The organism is Arthrobacter crystallopoietes, assembly GCF_002849715.1.
GTDB lineage: Bacteria > Actinomycetota > Actinomycetes > Actinomycetales > Micrococcaceae > Crystallibacter > Crystallibacter crystallopoietes.
The window spans coordinates 2,297,709-2,318,056 of record NZ_CP018863.1 but is presented as its reverse complement, the minus strand read 5'-3'; the positions used below and the strand labels follow the sequence as shown (position 1 = coordinate 2,318,056).

Genomic DNA, 20,348 nt, shown 5'->3' with positions numbered 1-20,348 from the left:
GGGACATCCCGCGCCGGCGGGACATCGTCCCTAGTCCGACTTGGTCAGCGGCGCGTAACGCAGCAGCAGGCGCTTCTCTCCGATGTCGAACTTGACCTTCGCCACAGTCTTGTCCCCGGCGCCTTCAAGCGAGAGGACGGTCCCGTTTCCAAAGCTGGTGTGGTTGACCCTGTCGCCCACGGTCAGCGCGATGACCTCCTTCTGCGGCTGGACGCGCCCTGCCCGCACGGCGGCGGGCGCCATGGAACGTGCCGAACCGGGCAGCGAGGAAACATCCTGGTTTCCGCCGGCACCGGCACCCCAGTGGGAACCGCTGTACCGGCTGGAGCCGAAGCTGCCGGAGGAGGTGAACGCCGGGCGCTTGCTGCCTTCACGCTTCCAGTCGATGAGCTCCGGCGGGACTTCCTCGATGAACTGGCTTGCCGGGTTGTACTGGCTCTGGCCCCACAGGCTCCGCGATTCCGAGCGGGTCAAATAGAGCCGCTTGCGGGCACGGGTCAACCCCACATAAGCCAGCCGCCGTTCTTCGGCCAGCTCCTTCGGATCCGTCATGGACCGTTGGTGCGGGAACACGCCGTGCTCCATGCCGGTCAGGAACACCACCGGGAATTCCAGCCCCTTGGCTGTATGCAGGGTCATCAGGGTGACCACGCCCTGGTCCTTGGCCAGCTGCGCGCTTTCCTCATCCGGCGCATCCGGAATCTGGTCCGCATCCGCCACCAGCGCCACCTGCTCCAGGAAGCTGCCGAGCGTTCCGTCCTCATTGTCCCGTTCGTATTCACGCACGACGGCGACAAGTTCGGCCAAGTTTTCCACCCGGGATTCGTCCTGCGGATCATTGCTCTGCCGCAGCGCCGCCAGGTAGCCGGTCTGCTCCAGCACCGCTTCCAGCGCAGCCGAGGCCCCGGATCCATTGGCCACTTCGGTGAGGTCATCGATGAGCTTCACGAAGCCGGCCACCGCGTTGACGGAGCGGGTGGCCATGCCCGGCGCATCATGGGCTTTGCGCAGGGCTTCCATGAAGGACAGCCGGTCCCGCTCGGCGAGCGCAGCCACGGCGTACTCGGCCCGATCCCCGATGCCGCGTTTGGGCTCGTTCAGGATCCGACGCAGGTTGACCACGTCATCCGGGTTAACCAGCACCCGCAGGTAGGCCAGTGCGTCCTTGATTTCCTTGCGCTCATAGAAGCGTGTTCCGCCCACCACCTTGTACGGCAGGCCCACCCGGATCAGCAGATCTTCGATGGAACGGGACTGCGCGTTGGTCCGATAGAAGATGGCTACGTCCCCCGGGCGCAGGTTCTCGGCGTCCTGCAGCCGGTCGATCTCGTTGGCGATGAACCGGGCCTCGTCGTGCTCGTTTTCGCCGACGTAGCCAATGATCCGTTCGCCGTCCCCTTCCGCAGTCCAGAGCCTCTTGGCCGGGCGGTTGGGGTTGCGGGAGATCACCGCGTTGGCCGCCGTCAGGATGGTCTGCGTGGAGCGGTAGTTCTGTTCCAGCAAGATGGTCCGTGCGTTGGCGTAGTCCTTTTCGAACTCGACGATGTTGCGCACGTCGGCACCGCGGAAGGCGTAGATGGACTGGTCCGAGTCCCCCACCACGGTCAGTTCGCCGGGCGGGAAGTCCTGCTCCGTTTCGCCCGTTCCGCCGGTGAGTTCGCGGACCAATACATACTGGGCGTGGTTGGTGTCCTGGTACTCGTCCACCAGGACGTGCCGGAAGCGCCGCCGGTAGGAATCCGCCACCGCCGGGAAGGCCTGGAAGATGAAGACCACCTGGGCGATCAGGTCATCGAAGTCCATGGCGTTGGCCTGGCGCATCCGCTGTGTGTAGTCCTTGTAGACCTCAGCTACGGCCTGCTCGAACGGATCGGAGTAGTTAGCCGTCGCGGCGTAGGCTTCGTCGTCGATCAGCTCGTTCTTCAGCGCGGAGATCTTGTGCTGGATGGACTTCGGCGGAAAGCGCTTCGGATCCAGGTCCAAGCCCTTGGCCACCAGGGTGATCAGGCGCAGGGTGTCCGCCGAATCATAAATGGAGAAGTTCGAATTGAGCCCAACATTCTTGGCCTCCCGGCGCAGGATCCGCACGCAGGAGGAGTGGAACGTGGAAATCCACATGTTCTTCGCCCGGTCCCCCACCAGCGACTCGATCCGCTCACGCATTTCCGCGGCCGCCTTGTTGGTAAAGGTAATGGCCAGGATCTCTCCCGGGCGCGCACGCTTGGTGGCCAGCAGGTGGGCGATCCGGTGGCTGAGCACGCGGGTCTTCCCGGATCCGGCGCCGGCAATGATCAGCAGCGGCGAGCCGGCATGCTTGACTGCCTCTTCCTGCTGCGGGTTCAGCCCAGCCAGCAGTTCCTGCGCATCAGGCAAGGCAGGGGCAGGAGCATCGTAGGCAGGGTCAGTCAGAAAATCCATGGTTCTACCAGTCTATTAGCCACCGCTGACACTCGGTGCCGGATTCGCCCTCGGCCTAGCTCGAAGGTGCGTCGCCGCCCGGGGCCATAATGGAGATATGTCCAAGTCCCGCGCGCAGCGCCTCCGCAAGCACGGTCCCGCAGCAGCCGACGCCCGCACTGGTGACCCTTCCTCCACAAAGCCAGGATCCGGCGTCGTCAATCCGAGCACTGGCCGCACGCCGGCCAAGGCGGCAGGCAACGCCAACATGATCGTCATCGCCGGCGCGGTGGCCTCGGCGTTCCTGTTCGGGTACTCGTTCATCCTGATCATGCCGCAGTTCCAGCAGCTGACCGGCGGCCTCGCCATGCCGGACACGTTGGTCACCGGTTACAGCACCGAGTACGTGCAGGACGTGCGCACCGCCTTCGGCGAGGACGGCGCCGGCCAATACAACTACTGGCACAAAACCGCCGACACGATCTTCCCGCTGCTGTTCGGCTTCACCTGGCTGCTGCTGATCGGCCAGCAACTCAAACGCGGGCTGCTCCGCTGGCTCTGCTGGGCGCCCGTACTGCTGTATGTCATTGCCGACCTGGCCGAGAACTGGGTGCTGGACTCGATCATGAGCACGGATCCGGTAGGCGACGCATCGCTGGCCAGCTTCCTCACGGTCGCGAAATCCGTGCTGTTCGGCCTGAGCATCCTGGCTGCTCTTTACGCGGTTTTCCGCGGACCACGCCGGAAACAGAATGAAACAACGACGGCGGCAAAAGGGTAAGCTGGATAGGTCCGCGCCTCTGTAGCTCAGTTGGATAGAGCGACCCTCTCCTAAAGGGTAGGCCGTCGGTTCGATTCCGGCCAGGGGCACTCTCGCAAAACCACCGCTGGTGCCGTAGTTAAGCAGGAAAGCCGCCGTCTGCGCATCCCCCCACGGATGCGCAGCCGGCGGCTACCGCATTTGGTGCATCCCAAAGCATTTCAACTGCGAGAACCTCAAAAGAGAAGTTGCAGTCCCGGGCTTCTTCCCGTTCGCCGGAACTACTCGCGATCGCTGTTGTCCTACTTGGTTGACGGCACGCGCCCCTCCCCAGGGCCCCGCCCGCTCTTGGACCGTTCATTCCAAGAGTTGGCGCGATCATACGAACGCCTGCCGTCACTAACCATGTTTATCCATACGATGGACTAAATCAAGCCCAGTGGGTGAACAATTGATTAACCCGGGTCAATTTCGCGATATGTGACGTCAAATACACTTTATGACGTTTTTTTACGTCTCCAGCAAGAGTCCACGGGTCTTGGGTGAGAAGGCTTGGTCCAGCACCAGGCATGCTCCGCCGATGGCCCCCACCTGCTCGCCGAGGTCCGATCCCACCACTTCGAGCTGGTGGATGTCCTTCGCCACGAAGTGCTTCTGGATCTCCTCGCGCAGCGGCGGTAGGCCGACACCGGCAAGGCCATCCCAGAGCGGCCCGCCAAAGATGATCCGCTGGACGTCGAGCACGTTGGCCACCTGTGCCACGACGAACGCAAGATTCCGCGCCGCCCGGTTCACGATGGCCTGCGCTTCGGCGTTGCCCGCTCCGGCCATGCTGGTCAGCTCGAAAATAGCCGCAGTTGTCCCGTCCAGTCCCTGCTCGTCGTGGTTCTTGGGGAAGATCCCGGCTTCGATGCCCTGCCGGATGAGTGTCACGAAATTCAGGCTCATGCCGATGCAGTTCCGCCGGCCGCATTCGCACAGCGGCACTTCGTCCGGCACCGGGAAATGCCCGATCTCGCCGATGTTTCCGGAGGAACCGTGCTGCACCTCGTTCTGCAGCACCACACCGGCACCAAGTCCGGTGCCCAGGTAGATGAAGGCAAAGCTGGAGGGCGCGTCCCTATCGCTCGCCCAGAGCTCGGCAACTGCGGCCGCCGTCACGTCCTTGTCCAGCCACACCGGCAGATCGATCAATTCTTCCAGCGGTTCCCGCAGCGGCACCCTATCCCAGCCAGGCAGCATCGGCGGCGAAACCATCATGCCCTCGATGCCATCGATGGGCCCCGGCGCGGCAAGCCCCACGCCCAGGATCCGCTTGCGATCCAGCCGTGCGGTGGCAATCAGGGTCTCGACGGCGTCAGCCATTTGGGACACTATGCCGTCAGGTTCACCAACCCCCGGCATCCGGTGGTCCGTACTGGCCACAACCTCGCCGTGCAGGTTCAGGGCCACCACGGTCATGACGGCAGGATCCAGGTGGATGCCGATGGCAATGCGGCTGGACACCTCCAACTCCAGCACCGTCCGGGGTTTGCCCGGCCCGGAAACCGTCTTGCGGTCTTCCCGGACCAGGCCGTCGTCGACCAGGCGGCGCACTACATTGGAAATGGTCTGCGGCGACAGGCCCGTGCGCTCCACCAGCTCGACCCGGGCGATGCCTTCGGGTGCGCGGCGGATCGCATCCAGGATCACCGCCTGGTTGTAGCCGCCAAGACGGCCAAGATTACTACCGCGCTGCATTAATGAGCCCTGCTCCCCAAAACTCTGCTGTGACTTAGGTCAACCTATGACACTGTAACGAATGACGGACCGGATAGCACTGATAAAAAATACCGCGCGCCGCTCAGGGCACGGTGGGCCTTGCGGCTCAGGGCACGGCAGGCGTTTCGGTCGGTTCAGGCGTTTCAGTCGTTTCAGTGCGGAACTGCGTCCGGTACAGCTCTGCGTACCGCCCGCTGCGCGCCAGCAGTTCAAGGTGGCTGCCCCGTTCCACAATTTCGCCGCCCTCGACCACCAGGATCTGGTCCGCGGAACGGATGGTGGACAGCCGGTGCGCAATAACGACGGCGGTGCGCCCCTCGAGTGCCTCGGTCAAGGCAGCCTGTACCGCGGCTTCGTTGGTCGAATCCAGCGCGGCGGTTGCCTCGTCCAGGATGACCACCTGCGGATGGGCGATCAGCAGCCGAGCGATGGTCATCCGCTGGCGCTCACCGCCGGACAGCCGGTAGCCGCGCTCCCCCACCATGGTCTCCAGACCATCCGGCAGGGACCGGACCATCGGCTCGAGCCTAGCCCGGCGCAGCACGTCCCAGATCTCCTCGTCGGAAGCCTCCGGGCGGGCCAGCGTGAGGTTGCCCCGGATGGTGTCGTGGAACAGGTGTCCGTCCTGAGTCACCAGCCCGATGGTGGAGCGGATCGAATCGAAGCTCAGATCACGAAGGTCAACGCCGGAGAGTTCCACGGAGCCGGAGTCAACGTCGTACAACCTGGCCAGCAGGGAGGCGATGGTGGACTTGCCCGCACCGGAAGACCCCACAAGCGCCAGGGTCTGCCCCGGCTCCACCTTGAAGTTGATGCCGTGCAGGACTTCCTCGCCGCCGCGGGTGTCCAACGTGGCGACCTCTTCCAGCGACGCCAGCGAAACCTTGTCGGCTGACGGGTAGGCAAAACGGACGTCCTTGAACTCAACGGTGACCGGCCCCGGCGGGACGGCACCGGCGTCGGGCTTTTCCTTGATCAGCGGATCCAGGTCCAGCACCTCGAAGACCCGCTCAAAGCTGACTAGGGCGCTGGCGATCTCCACGCGCGCATTGGCCAGCGCGGTCAACGGCGCGTATAGCCGGGTCAACAGCAGCGCCAGCACCACCACGTCCCCCGGATCGAGCCGGCCGATGATGGCGTAGAACCCGCCGAGACCGTAAACCAGTGCCAGCGCCAGCGCAGAGACCAGGGTCAGTGCGGTCACGAAGGTCCACTGCAGTACCGCGGATTTGATGCCGATGTTGCGCACCCGCTCGGCCCGGACCTTGAACTCCCGAGACTCCGCCTCGGGCCGGCCGAAAAGCTTGACCAACGTGGCGCCGGGGGCGGAAAAACGCTCCGTCATCTGCGTGCTCATCGCTGAGTTGTGGTTGGCGGCCTCGCGGCGCATCTCCGCCAAGCGCGACCCCATCTGCCTGGCCGGCAGCAGGAAAATCGGCAGCATGACCAGCGCCAGCAGCGTCACCTGCCAGGACGTATTGAGCATGACAATCAGCGTCAGCACCAGGGCCACAAAATTACTGACGACGCCGGAAAGTGTGCCGGCGAAGGCGCGCTGGGCACCGATCACGTCGTTGTTCAGTCGGCTGACCAGCGCCCCGGTGCGTGTGCGGGTGAAGAACGCAATCGGCATTTTCTGCACATGGTCGAACACCGCCGTGCGCAGGTCCAGGATGACGTCTTCGCCCAGGCCGGAGGAAACCCAACGGGTCACCATGCTCAGCGCCGCGTCCGCAATCGCGACGATGGCGATAATGACGGCCAGCCAGACGATCGTCTCAATACTTGTCTTCGCCACAATCGCGTCGATCACCTGGCCGGCGAGAACCGGCGTCGCAACCGCCAAAGCGGCCGAGATGATGGACACGATGACAAAGAAGATCAGCTTGCCCTTGTAGGGCGCTGCGAACGCCAGGGTACGTTTGACGGTCTTCTTGGAGAACCCGTGCTTGGCCTTGTCCGACATGGAAAGCCGGTACAGCGAACTCCACGCCGCCCCTTCCATGGACATGCTGACTCCTTTTGAAACTGGGAACGAATGTACTAATACAGCCTAGGTCTTATTCCGGCGCGAGCTCGCGTTGCACCAGCGGCAACACCTCGGTTCCGAGCAGCTCGATGGATTCCAGGACGGTTTTCTGCGGCACGGAGGACAGGTCCATCTGCAGGATGTGCCGGTCGTGCTGCATGTACTGGTGGGTCAGCACCAGCTTCTCGGCCACCTCCTCAGGGTTCCCCACGTAGATGCCGCCGGACCGCGCCGCCTGCATGTTGTAGCTGACGCGGCTGGGCTTGGAGAACCCGCGCTCGGCCGCAATCCGGGTGAGCGAGTCCAGCCAATGGGGATAGAACTTGTCCGCCGCATCCTCCCGCGCCACCAGGCCGGTGCTGCTGACCCCCACTTTCAGACGTCCGACGTCGTGCCCCGCCTTTGCGGCTTCGGTGCGGTAGAGCTGTGCGTGCTGTGCGAAGCTGTGGACGGTGCCGCCCAGCAACGCATAGATGACGTTCTTGCCCAGCGTGGCAGCGCGGCCTGTCGACGCGGGCGTGCCGCCGGTGGCGATCCAGATATCCAGCTGGCCAGCGCCGGGTTTGCCGGTCCGTTTGCCGGTGGGAAGGCCGGACGGCCTGGGCAGGATTCTGGCGTTGTCGAGCGCGGGCCGGAACTTTCCGCTCCAAGTGACCTCTTCCTGCTCGTCCAGCTGGAGCAGCAGAGCGATTTTCTCCTCGTACAGCTCGTCGTAGTCGGCCAAAGCGGCGCCGAAGAGCGGGTAGGACTCGATGAAGGAACCACGGCCGGCGGTCAGCTCGGCGCGGCCGCCGGACAGCAGATCCAGCGTGGCAAACTGCTGGTAGACGCGGACTGGGTCCTCAGTACTCAATACCGTGACCGCGGAGCCTACCTTGATGTTCTTGGTCTGGGCAGCCGCCGCTGCCAGCACGGGAACCGGAGCAGAGACCGCATAGTCCGGGCGGTGGTGCTCCCCTATCCCGAAATAGTGGAGACCCACTTCATCAGCAAGCCGGGCCCGCTCCAGCAGATCCGCCATCCGTTGTTGAGGCGATGTCCGCTCCCCCGTCAGCGGATCGGGGTGGATGTCGCCGAAGCTGTAGATGCCGAGTTCCATACCTGCCGCAACCTCTAAACACAGGCGGCTATTCCCTTTATGACGGCGACGACGTGCACCTCACTAACACTGGCCGTTCAGAGCCGCTCGGTTCCAGGGGGAAAAATCCGAAAGATCAGAAAAGCTTCAGCTGTTAGTGTCGACGCTGCTGAATACGGGTCTGGTTGTCGGAGGCAGGTGATGGACTGGAGTCATGGCAACGCATTTTCGGCAGCGGTTCCCGGGATACCCGCGGTCCGGCTGCAGCGTCGCCGCGCGGTCCGCCCCGGCGTGGTGCGCGCCGGTGTGTTTCCTGCCGGGCTCGGGAAACCCCGGTGCGGGAAAGAATTTTAATGAGTTTTCGTGGAAGCGGGAAGATGCGTTGATTTTCCCTCTTGGTTGTCAGAGCCGGATGATGGACTGAGGTTATGGCAGCGGAAGAGCAGTCGGCACCGGTTTCCGGTTCCCCGGGCCCCGGACAGGAGTCCGCGGGGCCGGAGTCCGGGGCACAGGGGCTTGTGGAGCACGGGTTCTCGCTGCGCCGCCTGCAGGAGGGCCGGCCCACGGCCGCCGGGCAGCGGCAGGAAGCGCTGCGCAAGGCCCTGGAGCGGCTGGATCTGCATGCTGCGCAGGACCGCAAGCGCGGCCTGGCACACGCCCGCGAATACATTGCGGCCGGCAAACCGGCGAAGCATGCCACGATGGCCGGTTACATGGAGGAGATCTACGCCGAGGCCCGCGGCCCGGTGCTGGATCCGCCGACGCTGGAGTCCTACGGCGAGGACCCGCTGGCCGGGCAGGAGGTCCCCGCCCGGGTCGGGGAGCCGGAGCATCTCGGTGCCAGCGCCGGGATCGATGACTTCGCGGCCTGGGAGCGCGAGGAATCCTGGGCCTGCTGGCCGCCGTCCGGACCGTTCCCCGCCAGTTGGGGCCCGGCCGAAGACCTCGAGGGGCTGCCCGGGGACCTGTTCACCGAAACCCACGCGGAGTACTACGCCGAACGCCTGGCCCGGGTCACCGCCGGCACCCCCGCCGACTGGTTCAGACTCTTCCAAGCCACCGCAAACGCCAGCAACACCAGCCCCGGTGATGCACATGACGCGGCAAATGCCGCGGCTGGCGCTGAGGCCGCCACCGCCACCGCCAGCGACGGCAGCAGCAACGCTGTGAACGCTGCCGGTGCTGCCGGCAACGGCGATGCCGCGACGGCCGTTGCGGGTACCGTTGTGGTTGCCGGGGCGGGGGTGCGGGGGTTTGCGGAGCTGGATTACCGGTCGGCGGTGGAGCAGCTGGCCGCGGGCAAGAGGCTGGCGGCGTGGCTGGACGCGGGCCTGGTGCGCCTGACGCACCGGATCGGGCAGACCGCCGTCGAGGAGCTGCCGCCGCGGGAGCCGGGTACGCCGCCGGCCAGCCGGGCCGGGCTGGAGGAGCTGGCCGAGCAGTCCGTGGTGAAGGAACTGGCCTGCCTGTACCGGATCACCGAGAAGCAGGCCCGCGGCCGGTACGAGACCGCGCAGGAGCTGTGCGAGCACTACCCGGGCACGCTGGCCGCGCTCACCGCCGGGGACCTGGACCTGGAGCACGCGGGGGTGATCACCCGGCAGGGCGACACCCTCCCGGACGACGCGAAACCAGGGTTCGAAGCAGCCCTGCTCGGCGAGGCGCCGGATAAAACGCCGGGCGAACTGCGCGCCGCGGCACGGAAGCAGCGGGAGAAATGCAACCCGGAAACCATCGAGGTGCGCCGCGAACGCCAGACCAAGTGCCGCAGCGTGTTTCTGGAGCCGGCGGATGACGGGATGGCGTACCTCGGCGCGTACGTGACCGCCGAGGAAGCCTACGCCGCGTATGACCGGCTCACCCAATCGGCGCGGGGCCTGCAAACCGGGACGGAAACCCGCACCGCGGGGCAGTTGCGCGCGGACGTGTTTATCGAGTTGCTCCTGAACGCGGGGATGGAGGCCGGGCCCGCGGCCGGGATCCGGCCCGAAGTCGCGCTCACCGTGCCGGTGTTCACGCTGATGGGCCTGGACGAGGAACCGGCCACCCTCGACGGGTACGGGCCGATCCCCGCCGGCGCCGCCCGGAAACTCTGCGAAGGCGCCACGTCGTTCTACCGGATCCTGACCCATCCCGAGACCGGGACCATCCTCTCCTACGGCAAAACCACTTACCGGCCGCCGGCGGACCTGGCCCGCGCGGTCCGGCACCGCGACACCACGTGCACGGCGCCGGGCTGCCATGTCCCGGCAAAGGACTGCGATCTGGACCATACGATCGACTTCCATGGCAACGGCGGGCACGGACGCACGGATTTCGGCAACCTTGGTCCGCGCTGCGGGTCGGACCACCGGCTCAAATCCCTCGCCGGCTGGAAAGTCACCCAGACCAGGCCCGGCGAGTTCACCACCACCACGCCGGGGAACCAGACCTACACCACGAAACCCGGCGACACCGGTGCCGGGCCGCCGTCCTTCACCGACCGGGTCCTCGACGCGCTGCCCGACAACTTCCGCCGCCGCCTCAAACGCAAAAAACCACCACCACCGGAACCACCCGACGAAGAAAAAGAACCACCATTCTGACGGTGAAGCGGCCGTTAGCTCGGCATGAGCTCGCTAACACTATCCGCCTGCTCGGTCTGCCCAGCGGCAAGAGTCTCGGTCTCGCTTTCCTTGACCGGGACGAACCGGACGGTGATCGCTTTGAATCCGGGAGTGTTCGATTCACGTGCAACCAATTCCCTATGGACCAAGACGTTTGCCTCAGGGAAGTAAGCAGCCGCGCAGCCACGTGCCGTCGGATAGGAAACGAGCCGGAAGCTGTTCGCTCGGCGTTCCGTGCCTTGGAAGGTGCTGATGACATCTACCAGCTCGCGGTCTTCGAAACCCAGTTCCTTAAGATCATCAGGATGCACGAGGATGACGCGGCGGCCATTGGAGATGCCACGGTATCTATCGTCCAAGCCGTAGAACGTGGTGTTGTACTGATCGTGGCTGCGCATGGTCTGCAGGATCAGGTGCCCTTCCGGAGCCGACAGGTATTCCAGCGGGCTCACGGTGAACCTTGCACGCCCGATATCCGTGGCGAAGGAACGTGAATCCCGCGGCGGGTTGGGCAGCACAAACCCATTCTTGTTGCGGATTCGCTGATTGAAGTCTTCAAAGCCCGGCAGTACACGCGAAATATGGTCGCGGATGACGTCATAGTCTTCGGCCATGGCCCGCCAATCCACAACATGGTCGTCACCCAGGACAGCCTGGGCCATGCGGGCAATGATTACCGGCTCTGCCAACAGATGCTCCGAGACAGGGGTAAGGCGTCCGCGGGTGGAGTGAACAACGGACATGGAGTCTTCCACGGACAGGAACTGCGGCCCCTTCGGGTGCTTGTCATCCGTATCGGTCCGTCCCAAGGTGGGCAGAATGAGTGAGGTCTTGCCATGTACAACGTGCGAGCGGTTGGGCTTGGTGGAAATATGAACGGTCAACCCGGCCCGCTTCATGCCTGCCTCGAGCGCCTCGGTATCCGAGTTGGCCAGCGCGAAGTTCCCGCCCAAAGACACGAAAACATCAACGTCACCCAACTCGAAGGCATGCAATGCTTCCGTGGAGTCAAAGCCGTGTTCGCGCGGCGACTCAATCCCGAATTCCCTGTCCAGAGCTTCGAGGAGCCACTCCTTGGGCTTCTCCCAGATGCCCATGGTCCGGTCGCCTTGAACGTTGGAGTGCCCACGGACCGGGCAAGCGCCCGCACCGGGCTTGCCGAAGTTGCCCTGCAGCAGGAGCAGGTTAATGATTTCTTTCAGGGTGTCCACGGAGTGGGGCTGCTGGGTCAGGCCCAGCGCCCAGCAGATGATGGTTGCCTTGGACTTGGCGAGCAGGTCGGCGATCTTCGCGATTTCCATCCGCGAAAGCCCTGTGGCTTTCTCGGTTTCGTCCCAGTCAATGGTCTTGCGTGCCGCCCGGTAGGCTTCGAAACCTTCGGTCTGCTGCTCGATGAAAGCCTTATCCACCACTGAGCCGGGAACACGTTCTTCCTCTTCCAGCAACAGATGGCCGAATGCTTGGAACAAGGCCAGATCCCCGCCGACCTTGATCTGCAGGAACTCATCGGAAATCTGGCTACCGCCCTGGACCAGCCCCTCAACGCTCTGCGGGTCCTTGAACTTCATCAGTCCGGCTTCCGGCAGCGGATTAACGGACACCACCTTTCCGCCGTTGTCCCTGCACTCCCTGAGCGCGGAAAGCATCCGCGGGTGGTTCGTGCCCGGGTTCTGTCCGACGACGAAAATCAGTTCGGCCTCGTGCAGGTCTTCCAGCGAGACAGTGCCCTTACCGATGCCGATCGTGGGGTTCAACGCCGAACCTGAGGATTCATGGCACATGTTCGAGCAGTCCGGAAGGTTGTTGGTGCCCAGCGACCGCGCGAACAACTGGTACATGAACGCTGTCTCGTTCGCGGTACGTCCCGAGGTGTAGAAAACGCAACGGTCCGGCGTCGTCGCCCGGACATGCTCGCCGATCAGGTCGAATGCTTCCGCCCAGCTGATCGGCGAATAATGCGTGTCGCCTTCCCGGATGACAACCGGCTGGGTGATCCGCCCCTGGTTGCCGAGCCAATACTCGGTCTTCTCTTCCAGGTCCTTGATGGAATGCTCGGCCCAGAATTCCGGGCCTACGGTCCGGAGGGTGTTTTCCTCGGCAATGGCCTTGGCGCCGTTCTCACAGAATTCGGCGGGCTTGCGCTTCCCCGTGATCGATTCGGGCCAAGCGCAGCCTGGGCAGTCGAAGCCGCCATGCTGGTTGACCCGGAGCATGGAGCGCACAGTCCGGGTTACGCCAGCTTGGGCCAGTCCTCGTTCCATGGAGACCATGACCGCTTTGACGCCGGCAGCGGCTGTCTTGGGATCCTGGACTTCCAGAGAGTCTTCATTTATGTCATCAATAGGTGCACGGCGAGCCATGACCCCAATGTATCCCGTGTCACAGGGGAATCTCGACCTTGGCTCCGATAATTCGTCCTGGATGAGCATAAATATTCACAGTGTTACCTCGGCTGAAGCCGGCCAGCGTCAGTCCCGACTCCTCCGCGAGTTCGACGGCGAGTGATGACGGCGCGCTGACGGCGGCCAGTACGGGGATTCCGGCCAGGTAGGCCTTCTGCACGAGCTCGAAGGAAGCGCGGCCTGAAACCTGCAGGACGGTGTCGCTCAGGGGCAACCGGCCTTCCCGCAATGCCCAGCCCACCACCTTGTCGACGGCGTTGTGCCGGCCGACGTCTTCCCGCAGGCAGAGCAGCTCACCGTCGAAGCTGAATAGTCCAGCAGCATGGACACCGCCCGTCCGGTCGAAGACCTGTTGGCGCTCACGCAGCTTGTCGGGCAAGGAAAGCAGCGTCGCCAACGGCAAATGCGGCGAAGCGTTGCCGGCGAGCGCGCCGTCGTCGTTCCCTGTGTCCTGACCAGCATCGGCTGTGTCCGCCCCCAGGATCGGAAAATGCGAGCTCTTGGTGACCGCGTCGATGGACGCCGTTCCGCAGATCCCGCACGAACTCGAGGTGTAGACGTGGCGCTCCAACGAGGTGTCCGGCAGCGCGACGCCGGGAGCCAGCTGGGCGTCGATCACGTTATAGGTCTGGCGGCCTTGTTCGTCTTCGCCGGCGCAGAAGCGCATAGCGCCAAGCTGGGCGGCCTCCCAGACCACGCCTTCCGAAACCAGGAAGCCGGCGACCAGATCAAAGTCGTCCCCGGGAGTGCGCATGGTGATACTGAAGGCTTTGGCACCGAGCCTGATTTCCAACGGCTCTTCCGCGGCGAGGGTATCCATCCGGCGATTGGTCTGGCCGTCGAGGCTGAGTCTGAGCACCTTGCGGCGCTGGGTTACGCGTCCCATAAAAATCTCCTTGCTTACTACTGCCAGCTTAATTCACCAAGGCAGCGGCAGGGTACGCAGCTCCTGCCCAACAGCGGCACCTTCCGGAGGCACCACGATGACGCCGTCGGCGTTGGCCAGCCCGCGCATCATGGCGGAACCGACATGGCCGGCGGGAACAGCGCCCACCCCCGTCATGGCATACGGAATCAATCGGTCCCTGCCATCCAACGGCGCGAAGCGCGCTCCCGCCGCAACACGGCCCGTGTCCGGAAGCTGCCTGCCGGTCATGCCGGCGAGCAGGGGTCCGCCGAGGGTCAGCAGCGCCATCATGGCGGCGAGCGGATTCCCGGGCAGACCTATCAGCGTCCGCCCGTCGGCGAGGCGGGCCATGAGCGCGGGGTGGCCGGGGCGCATGCGGATGGAAGGAGCCAGGACCTCGGCCTGCAGTTCGGCCAGGACCCGGCGCAGGTGGTCTGCCCGTGAATGCCCGGTTCCGCCGGTGGTGACCACAACGTCCCCGCCACACTCAAGAATGGCTCGACGGGTGGCCTCAAAGTCATCCGGCAACCGGCGCGAGCTGGAAGCTTCGCCCCCAAGGACATGGATGATCGCCGGCAGGGTTGGCCCGAAGGTATCCCGGACCTGGCCGGGCGCCGGAACACCGGACGTAACCACTTCGTCCCCGGTCAGCAAGAGCGCTGCCGATGGCCTCGGGTAAACCGGGAGCTGGTCGTGGCCGCAGACTGCGGCAATGGCGATGTGCGCGGGGGTGAGCTTGGTTCCGGCCGCGATGATCTGCTCCCCCGCAACGGCTTCTTCCCCGGCGGGACGAATATGCCGACCGGGAGGTGGCTCCGTAGCTGGAACGTCCTGGAGGCGGTGGAGGAGGGTTTGCTCCGCAACGCTTTCCATCTCGCCGTATTCGCTCCGGAGCACCGCTTCGGTACCGGCCGGTATCAGCCCACCGGTGACGACAGGGGTCGCGTGCCCCGGAGAGAGCGCCGTTCCGGGCAGGGCCAGCTCCCACGGAGGGGCGCCGGCAATGGCCCAGCCATCCATCGCCGAAGAGGCATAATGCGGCACGGCAAACTCGGCGGCGACATCGTGCGCCAACGTGAGCCCCACGCAGTGGGCCAGGTCCATGGACGCGGGGCGTGCGCGGTTGTCCTGCCCCGTTTTATGAGCCAGTTCGCGCGCCTCGTCCCAGCTCACGGAGGGTTCTTGGTGCCTCACGCCTGTCCGGTCTCGCCAGTTCCGTTCCCGGCGCTTCCGTTCCCCGGCGCTCCGGTTGCTCCGGTTGCTCCGGTTCCTCCGGTTGCTCCTTCGGTAGCGTGACGACGGGCGACTTCATCCGCCACTCGGCTGGCGGCACGCATGGCCACGGCCGGCGCTGCCTGTCCGGTGGCGGCACCGAGTCCTGCGGCATAACCGACGATAAACGTGGTGACGGGCGCTGCCGGACGGATCACGCTGTGGGCCGCGACTCCGGCCAGCCCCAGGACGGCTTCAAGGTCTACCGGGGTGTCCTCGATCTCCAGGGCTGCGAGCAGCTCTGTGACGAAAGGTTCAAGCATTTCTTCGGCTCCGGCCACCTGGTCCTCCGATGTTCTATCCGCCCTGCGCCGGGCGCAAAGCGCGTGCAGGAACAGCTCAATAATGAGTTCAGGCTACGGTGCCGGCGGAGCTATGCCAAAGCGTTGCGCGTCATCCCAGGTATCCACGTCCGCGGTCGCGGTCGATGCCAGTGGGAGCTTCAGTGATTTCAGCCCCTCGAACAGCTTCCGTACCGGCATTCCGGCCAGCCCGTCTGGGCCATATCCGGCCACTGCTGCGTCTAATGCCGCACTGTCGATGCAAGACGCCAAGGGTTGGGTGCGGCCATCCGCGTCCACAGGCAGTACCAGCTCAACATCCGGATTCTGTTCGGCCGCGTCAAGGAGCTGCTGCGGAAGTGTGCCCAATGCGGGCATGTCGCACGCGAAGATCAACGTCAGGGGCGCCCTGAGGGCGGCGCCGCCGTCGTCGTTGGCAAAGCCTTCGAGCAGCGCGTTGACTGCCGCACCGATTCCTGCCGCAGGGCCGGAAAAAGGAGGATCTTCACGTGTGAGAAGCACTCTTGTTTCGGGCTCGGCATCGATGAAGGCATCCATTTCCACGCGCAGCTCATCAGGACCAACGACGGCGATGCGCCCGGCCGCTCGAACGTTGTCCAAGGTGCGGCGCAGCAGCGATTGGCCGTTGTAGCGGAGCAGGGCCTTGGGCTCGCCGCCCAATCGCGAGGAACGGCCGCCAGCCAGGATGACGGCGTCGAATCCGGACAGGCTCATCAAGCCGCCGGGTTGGAGTCGAGGAATTCGCTCCATGCCGGAGCCGGGCGCTCCAGTTCACGGATGCGCCAGTGGCTGCCGCGGGGAGCGCGCGGGGTTATGCGCAAATGCCAGCCCATCTGCTTCAATGTCCGGTCCCCCTTGGCATTGTTGCAACGCAGGCAACAGGCGACGAGGTTTTCCCAACTGTCGATTCCGCCGCGCGAACGCGGCTTCACATGGTCAACGGTATTGGCCGTCTTCCCGCAGTACGCGCACTCGTAATTGTCCCGGCGCAGCACGCCCCGCCGTGTCACTGTCATGTCCTGAGGATAGGGAATCTTGATGTAACGGTTGAGCAGGATGACCGATGGCCTACCGAAGATGTCATTGGGCCCGACGACAGGCTCACCGTCCTCAGCGATGATGCTCGCCTTACCAGTGAGCACAAGAAGCAGCGCCCGGCGGAAGGTCACTACCGCCAGCGGTTCGTATCCAGCGTTCAGAACGAGTGTGCGCATGCACGTTCCTGTCCGTCCGGCCACGCCCGGGGCTGCGGGATCGGCTGCATCCCGGTCATGGTGATTCGACACTGACAAGAGTTAGAGTAAGCGGAATCACACCCGCTGCGCTAATTATTCGCCCATCGAAATTTCGCCGGAGTGCCCGCCGGCGTTGATGAAACGTTGTTTGCGGCCTTCCTCAGATGGGAACACCGCCGACTAAGAGCGCACTCTGTACCAACCCCTTTAACCACTACAGGGCCGCCCTCGCTGGAGGACGGCCCTGCAGATAAAAACGTTGATCCCGGTCTGATCCAGTTCCGCCATGAGCGGACCGGCGTTTGCAACTGGGGCCGCTGGCAGATGCCGGCAGGCCTCCGTACGGCGGAACGCCCGGGATGCGGTACTGCTATGACCTAGGAAACGTTTTCGGGTAGCGCGGTACCCGGTTAAAACTCTTAGCCGTTGGGGCGGATGAAGACCGGGCCCGAACCGATGTAGGCATCGGCCAGCGCGGTCGTGTAACCGGTCCAACCACCATGGATGGCCTGGCCGTTGCCCACGTAAATCGCGATGTGCGGCACACCGGCGCCGGCATCGTCGTAGTAGATCATGTCCCCCGGCTGCGGCGTCGAAACCTGGGTACCGTACGCCATGAACTGCGCCGGAGCCAGATCGCCCACGGAAATACCGGCCGAACGCAACGCGTTCTCCACCATCGCAGTGCAGTCCTGCGACACACCGATCTGGCCATAAGCCGACGCCACCAAAGCGGCACCAATACCGCTGGCAGCAACATCAGCCTTCGCCTCGGGCTTCGGCGCTTCCTCGGCCTTCTCAACCGGGGCAACAACCTGCTCGGCTTCCTCAACCACCGGAGCGACTTCCTCGGCCACAGCCTCAACCACAGGCTCCGGCTCTTCAACCACCGGAGCAGGCGTCGAAGTCACACCCGAACGCTCAAGATCCAGCTCAACAGCACCAGAAGCCTGCACAGCCTCAACCTGCACCCGCGACGGAGCCGCAGCAGCAGCCTGGACCGAAGCCTCACGCTCAATATTGGTCGCCTGCGCCGGAACGCCGACCGAAAGAACCAGACCGGACGCGGCAGCAATCACAGCAGCCTGGCGGCCCACGGAACCGGCATTCGAAGAAACAGCCTTGGAAATAGTCTCCAACGGGCTGGTACGGACGGGCACAGCACGGTGGCGGCCCAAAGCAGCAGTGTTCTTAGACACGAGTGATTACCTCTCCCAATGCCTGCGAGGTGAGCTGTCGGGTTCGGATGGGAGTCATCCGGCCATGGGAGCCCCGGCCTCAGCCAAGAACACCCACCACTTAACCCCAAGGGCCTCCTAAGAAGCCCGGAAGTTGGTTCCCCCGCCCCTGCCATGCGAAATCGTTGCGAACGGACCCCGGGAAGTGGCAGAGCTAGGCAATCCACCCGGAGGTGCCAAACCATGATTCGGATTTGGCACGAACAAGACGGTATACGATTTCCGGGGCTAAGTCACATTCAGATCACGGGCAATCCGCTTTGAATCCGCCAGACAGCGTCAGTCCAGCTCGGATCGTTTCATCAGACCCCGAAAATTCGCGGTTTTCTTCCACTTCTACGTGATTCAATTCACATTTTGCCGCCGTTACCTGAATGTGACGAAAAATGCGGGAAAAGCGGACGGAATACGGGAGTTGACCGAAATGGCAGGCATGGAAAGACCGATATAAAAATCAAGGAACGGGCCCGCATCCTGCACGAATGCGAACCCGTCCGCTTGAACATGTCGGCTGACTCAGCCGGCGGTGCTAATGCGTTTTAGCCGTTGGGGCGGATGAAGACCGGGCCCGAACCGATGTAGGCATCGGCCAGCGCGGTCGTGTAACCGGTCCAACCACCATGGATGGCCTGGCCGTTGCCCACGTAAATCGCGATGTGCGGCACACCGGCGCCGGCATCGTCGTAGTAGATCATGTCGCCCGGCTGCGGCGTCGAAACCTGGGTACCGTACGCCATGAACTGCGCCGGAGCCAGATCGCCCACGGAAATACCGGCCGAACGCAGCGCGTTCTCCACCATCGCAGTGCAGTCCTGCGACACACCGATCTGGCCATAAGCCGACGCCACCAAAGCGGCACCAATACCGCTGGCAGCAACATCAGCCTTCGCCTCGGGCTTCGGCGCTTCCTCGGCCTTCTCAACCGGGGCAACAACCTGCTCGGCTTCCTCAACCACCGGAGCGACTTCCTCGGCCACAGCCTCAACCACAGGCTCCGGCTCTTCAACCACCGGAGCAGGCGTCGAGGTCACACCCGAACGCTCAAGATCCAGCTCAACAGCACCAGAAGCCTGCACAGCCTCAACCTGCACCCGCGACGGAGCCGCAGCAGCAGCCTGGACCGAAGCCTCACGCTCAATATTGGTCGCCTGCGCCGGAACGCCGACCGAAAGAACCAGACCGGACGCGGCAGCAATCACAGCAGCCTGGCGGCCCACGGAACCGGCATTCGAAGAAACAGCCTTGGAAATAGTCTCCAACGGGCTGGTACGGACGGGCACAGCACGGTGGCGGCCCAAAGCAGCAGTGTTCTTAGACACGAGTGATTACCTCTCCCAATGCCTGCGAGGTGAGCTGTCGGGTTCGGATGGGAGTCATCCGGCCATGGGAGCCCCGGCCTCAGCCAAGAACACCCACCACTTAACCCCAAGGGCCTCCTAAGAAGCCCGGAAGTTGGTTCCCCCGCCCCTGCCATGCGAAATCGTTGCGAACGGACCCCGGGAAGTGGCAGAGCTAGGCAATCCACCCGGAGGTGCCAAACCATGATCCGGTCTTCGGCACGGGTTCGACACTATAACGTTTCATCTTCTAAGTCACATTCCGGTCACGGAATGGTGTGTCTTTGGTTACAGCCAACCCTTGGGGTCAACCATGTCGCCATTGACAACTACCTCAAAGTGGAGATGGCAGCCGGTGGAATTACCGGTCGTTCCGCTTTGAGCCAACAAATCCCCACGGCTGACAGCGTCGCCGACCTTGGCGCTAATGCTTGTCAGGTGGTTGTACGTGGTCTCCAGGCCGTTGCCGTGGTCCACTACGACGCGGTTGCCGTAGCCGCCAAACCAGCCGGCTTCCTTGACCGTGCCGCCAGCGGCCGAGTAGACCGGCGAGCCGCAGGCTGCGCCGTAGTCCTGGCCGGTGTGCATTTCACCGGCATATCCGGTTACCGGGTTAACTCGCATACCGAAGGGCGAGGTCATCTTCATGCTGTCCATTGCCATGGGCTGGGACAGCGTTCCTTCGCTGCTGACCGCCTTGGCATCGCCGCCGGATGCCACCATGACCTGTTCAAGTTTGGTGTCGGGATCGAAATTGCTCGTCAGGCCCGCGCGCTGGAAGTGCAGGTCTACTTCCGCTGCCGCTGTTACGGGCGCTGCGGCGACGGCAGCGACCTCGGCTGCTGCCGCGTCAACGGCGGGTTCGCCGGATGCAGAGGCACCTGCAGTGGTGGGCAGCAGGACAGTAAGCGCCATGCCGGATGCGGTTGCCACGATAGCGGCCTTGTGGCCGGCTCCTCGGACTACTGCGGTAACGGGCGACGGAGCAGCTTCGGCGCGTCGACGGCCGGTGCTTCCTGAACGC

At 64.1% G+C, this 20,348-nt stretch carries 15 protein-coding genes, 1 tRNA gene and 2 riboswitches; of the genes, 3 read left to right on the top strand and 13 right to left on the bottom strand.

All coding sequences use genetic code 11. The features are described 5' to 3' along the window. Positions 1-30: 30 nt before the first annotated feature. Positions 31-2,418 (bottom strand): DNA helicase PcrA, encoded by a 2,388-nt coding sequence (gene pcrA / locus AC20117_RS10850; RefSeq protein WP_083339617.1) that lies wholly within the window; start codon positions 2,416-2,418, stop codon positions 31-33. A 97-nt stretch (positions 2,419-2,515) separates the two neighbouring features. On the opposite strand from pcrA, the gene AC20117_RS10845 reads away from it, so the two are divergent. Continuing rightward, positions 2,516-3,178 carry a hypothetical protein gene (locus AC20117_RS10845; protein ID WP_074699723.1) on the top strand — a complete coding sequence of 221 codons (663 nt, stop codon included), beginning with the start codon at positions 2,516-2,518 and terminating at the stop codon, positions 3,176-3,178. Between the two features lie 15 nt (positions 3,179-3,193). Continuing rightward, positions 3,194-3,267: transfer RNA gene (locus tag AC20117_RS10840), tRNA-Arg, on the top strand. 400 nt (positions 3,268-3,667) lie between these two features. Here AC20117_RS10840 and AC20117_RS10835 read toward each other — a convergent pair. The 3 genes from AC20117_RS10835 to AC20117_RS10825 all read right to left on the bottom strand — a co-directional run bounded on the left by AC20117_RS10835 (position 3,668) and on the right by AC20117_RS10825 (position 8,046). Next, positions 3,668-4,897, bottom strand: a complete 1,230-nt coding sequence (locus AC20117_RS10835; protein WP_074699724.1) for an ROK family transcriptional regulator — start codon at positions 4,895-4,897, stop codon at positions 3,668-3,670. 127 nt (positions 4,898-5,024) lie between these two features. Continuing rightward, positions 5,025-6,929, bottom strand: a complete 1,905-nt coding sequence (locus AC20117_RS10830; protein WP_074699725.1) for an ABC transporter ATP-binding protein — start codon at positions 6,927-6,929, stop codon at positions 5,025-5,027. Positions 6,930-6,978: 49 nt separating this feature from the next. Beyond that, entirely contained in the window at positions 6,979-8,046 is a 1,068-nt protein-coding gene (locus AC20117_RS10825; RefSeq protein WP_074699726.1) for an LLM class flavin-dependent oxidoreductase, read from the bottom strand. A 407-nt stretch (positions 8,047-8,453) separates the two neighbouring features. Here AC20117_RS10825 and AC20117_RS10820 point away from each other — a divergent pair, with 407 nt between their 5' ends. Next, on the top strand, positions 8,454-10,610 hold the full coding sequence (locus AC20117_RS10820) for an HNH endonuclease signature motif containing protein (protein WP_074699727.1): 2,157 nt from the start codon (positions 8,454-8,456) through the stop codon (positions 10,608-10,610). 14 nt (positions 10,611-10,624) lie between these two features. On the opposite strand, the gene AC20117_RS10815 is transcribed toward AC20117_RS10820, so the two are convergent. The 9 genes from AC20117_RS10815 to AC20117_RS10775 all read right to left on the bottom strand — a co-directional run bounded on the left by AC20117_RS10815 (position 10,625) and on the right by AC20117_RS10775 (position 20,257). Continuing rightward, the gene (locus tag AC20117_RS10815; RefSeq protein ID WP_074699728.1) at positions 10,625-12,991 is read right to left on the bottom strand and encodes an FdhF/YdeP family oxidoreductase; all 2,367 of its coding nucleotides are present in this window, start codon (positions 12,989-12,991) and stop codon (positions 10,625-10,627) included. Positions 12,992-13,010: 19 nt separating this feature from the next. Next, entirely contained in the window at positions 13,011-13,919 is a 909-nt protein-coding gene (fdhD, locus tag AC20117_RS10810) for a formate dehydrogenase accessory sulfurtransferase FdhD (RefSeq protein ID WP_074699729.1), read from the bottom strand. A gap of 33 nt (positions 13,920-13,952) precedes the next feature. Further along, entirely contained in the window at positions 13,953-15,113 is a 1,161-nt protein-coding gene (locus AC20117_RS10805) for a molybdopterin molybdotransferase MoeA (RefSeq protein WP_236777506.1), read from the bottom strand. 17 nt (positions 15,114-15,130) lie between these two features. Continuing rightward, complete coding sequence (locus AC20117_RS10800; RefSeq protein ID WP_074703047.1) at positions 15,131-15,475, bottom strand: DUF6457 domain-containing protein; 345 nt, start codon at positions 15,473-15,475, stop codon at positions 15,131-15,133. 93 nt (positions 15,476-15,568) lie between these two features. After that, a complete protein-coding gene (gene mobA, locus AC20117_RS10795; protein ID WP_074699731.1) occupies positions 15,569-16,228 on the bottom strand; it encodes a molybdenum cofactor guanylyltransferase in 660 nt (219 codons plus the stop codon). Continuing rightward, a complete protein-coding gene (locus AC20117_RS10790) occupies positions 16,228-16,728 on the bottom strand; it encodes an HNH endonuclease (protein ID WP_074699732.1) in 501 nt (166 codons plus the stop codon). Before AC20117_RS10790 ends, mobA begins: the two co-directional genes overlap by 1 nt. 440 nt (positions 16,729-17,168) lie before the next feature. After that, complete coding sequence (locus AC20117_RS10785; protein ID WP_074699733.1) at positions 17,169-17,948, bottom strand: NlpC/P60 family protein; 780 nt, start codon at positions 17,946-17,948, stop codon at positions 17,169-17,171. Positions 17,949-17,953: 5 nt separating this feature from the next. Beyond that, positions 17,954-18,122: riboswitch (cyclic di-AMP (ydaO/yuaA leader) on the bottom strand. Positions 18,123-18,526: 404 nt separating this feature from the next. After that, positions 18,527-19,306 carry an NlpC/P60 family protein gene (locus AC20117_RS10780; RefSeq protein ID WP_074699733.1) on the bottom strand — a complete coding sequence of 260 codons (780 nt, stop codon included), beginning with the start codon at positions 19,304-19,306 and terminating at the stop codon, positions 18,527-18,529. A gap of 5 nt (positions 19,307-19,311) precedes the next feature. Continuing rightward, positions 19,312-19,480, bottom strand: a riboswitch (cyclic di-AMP (ydaO/yuaA leader). Between the two features lie 132 nt (positions 19,481-19,612). After that, complete coding sequence (locus tag AC20117_RS10775; protein ID WP_236777505.1) at positions 19,613-20,257, bottom strand: M23 family metallopeptidase; 645 nt, start codon at positions 20,255-20,257, stop codon at positions 19,613-19,615. Between the last annotated feature and the right edge of the window lie 91 nt (positions 20,258-20,348).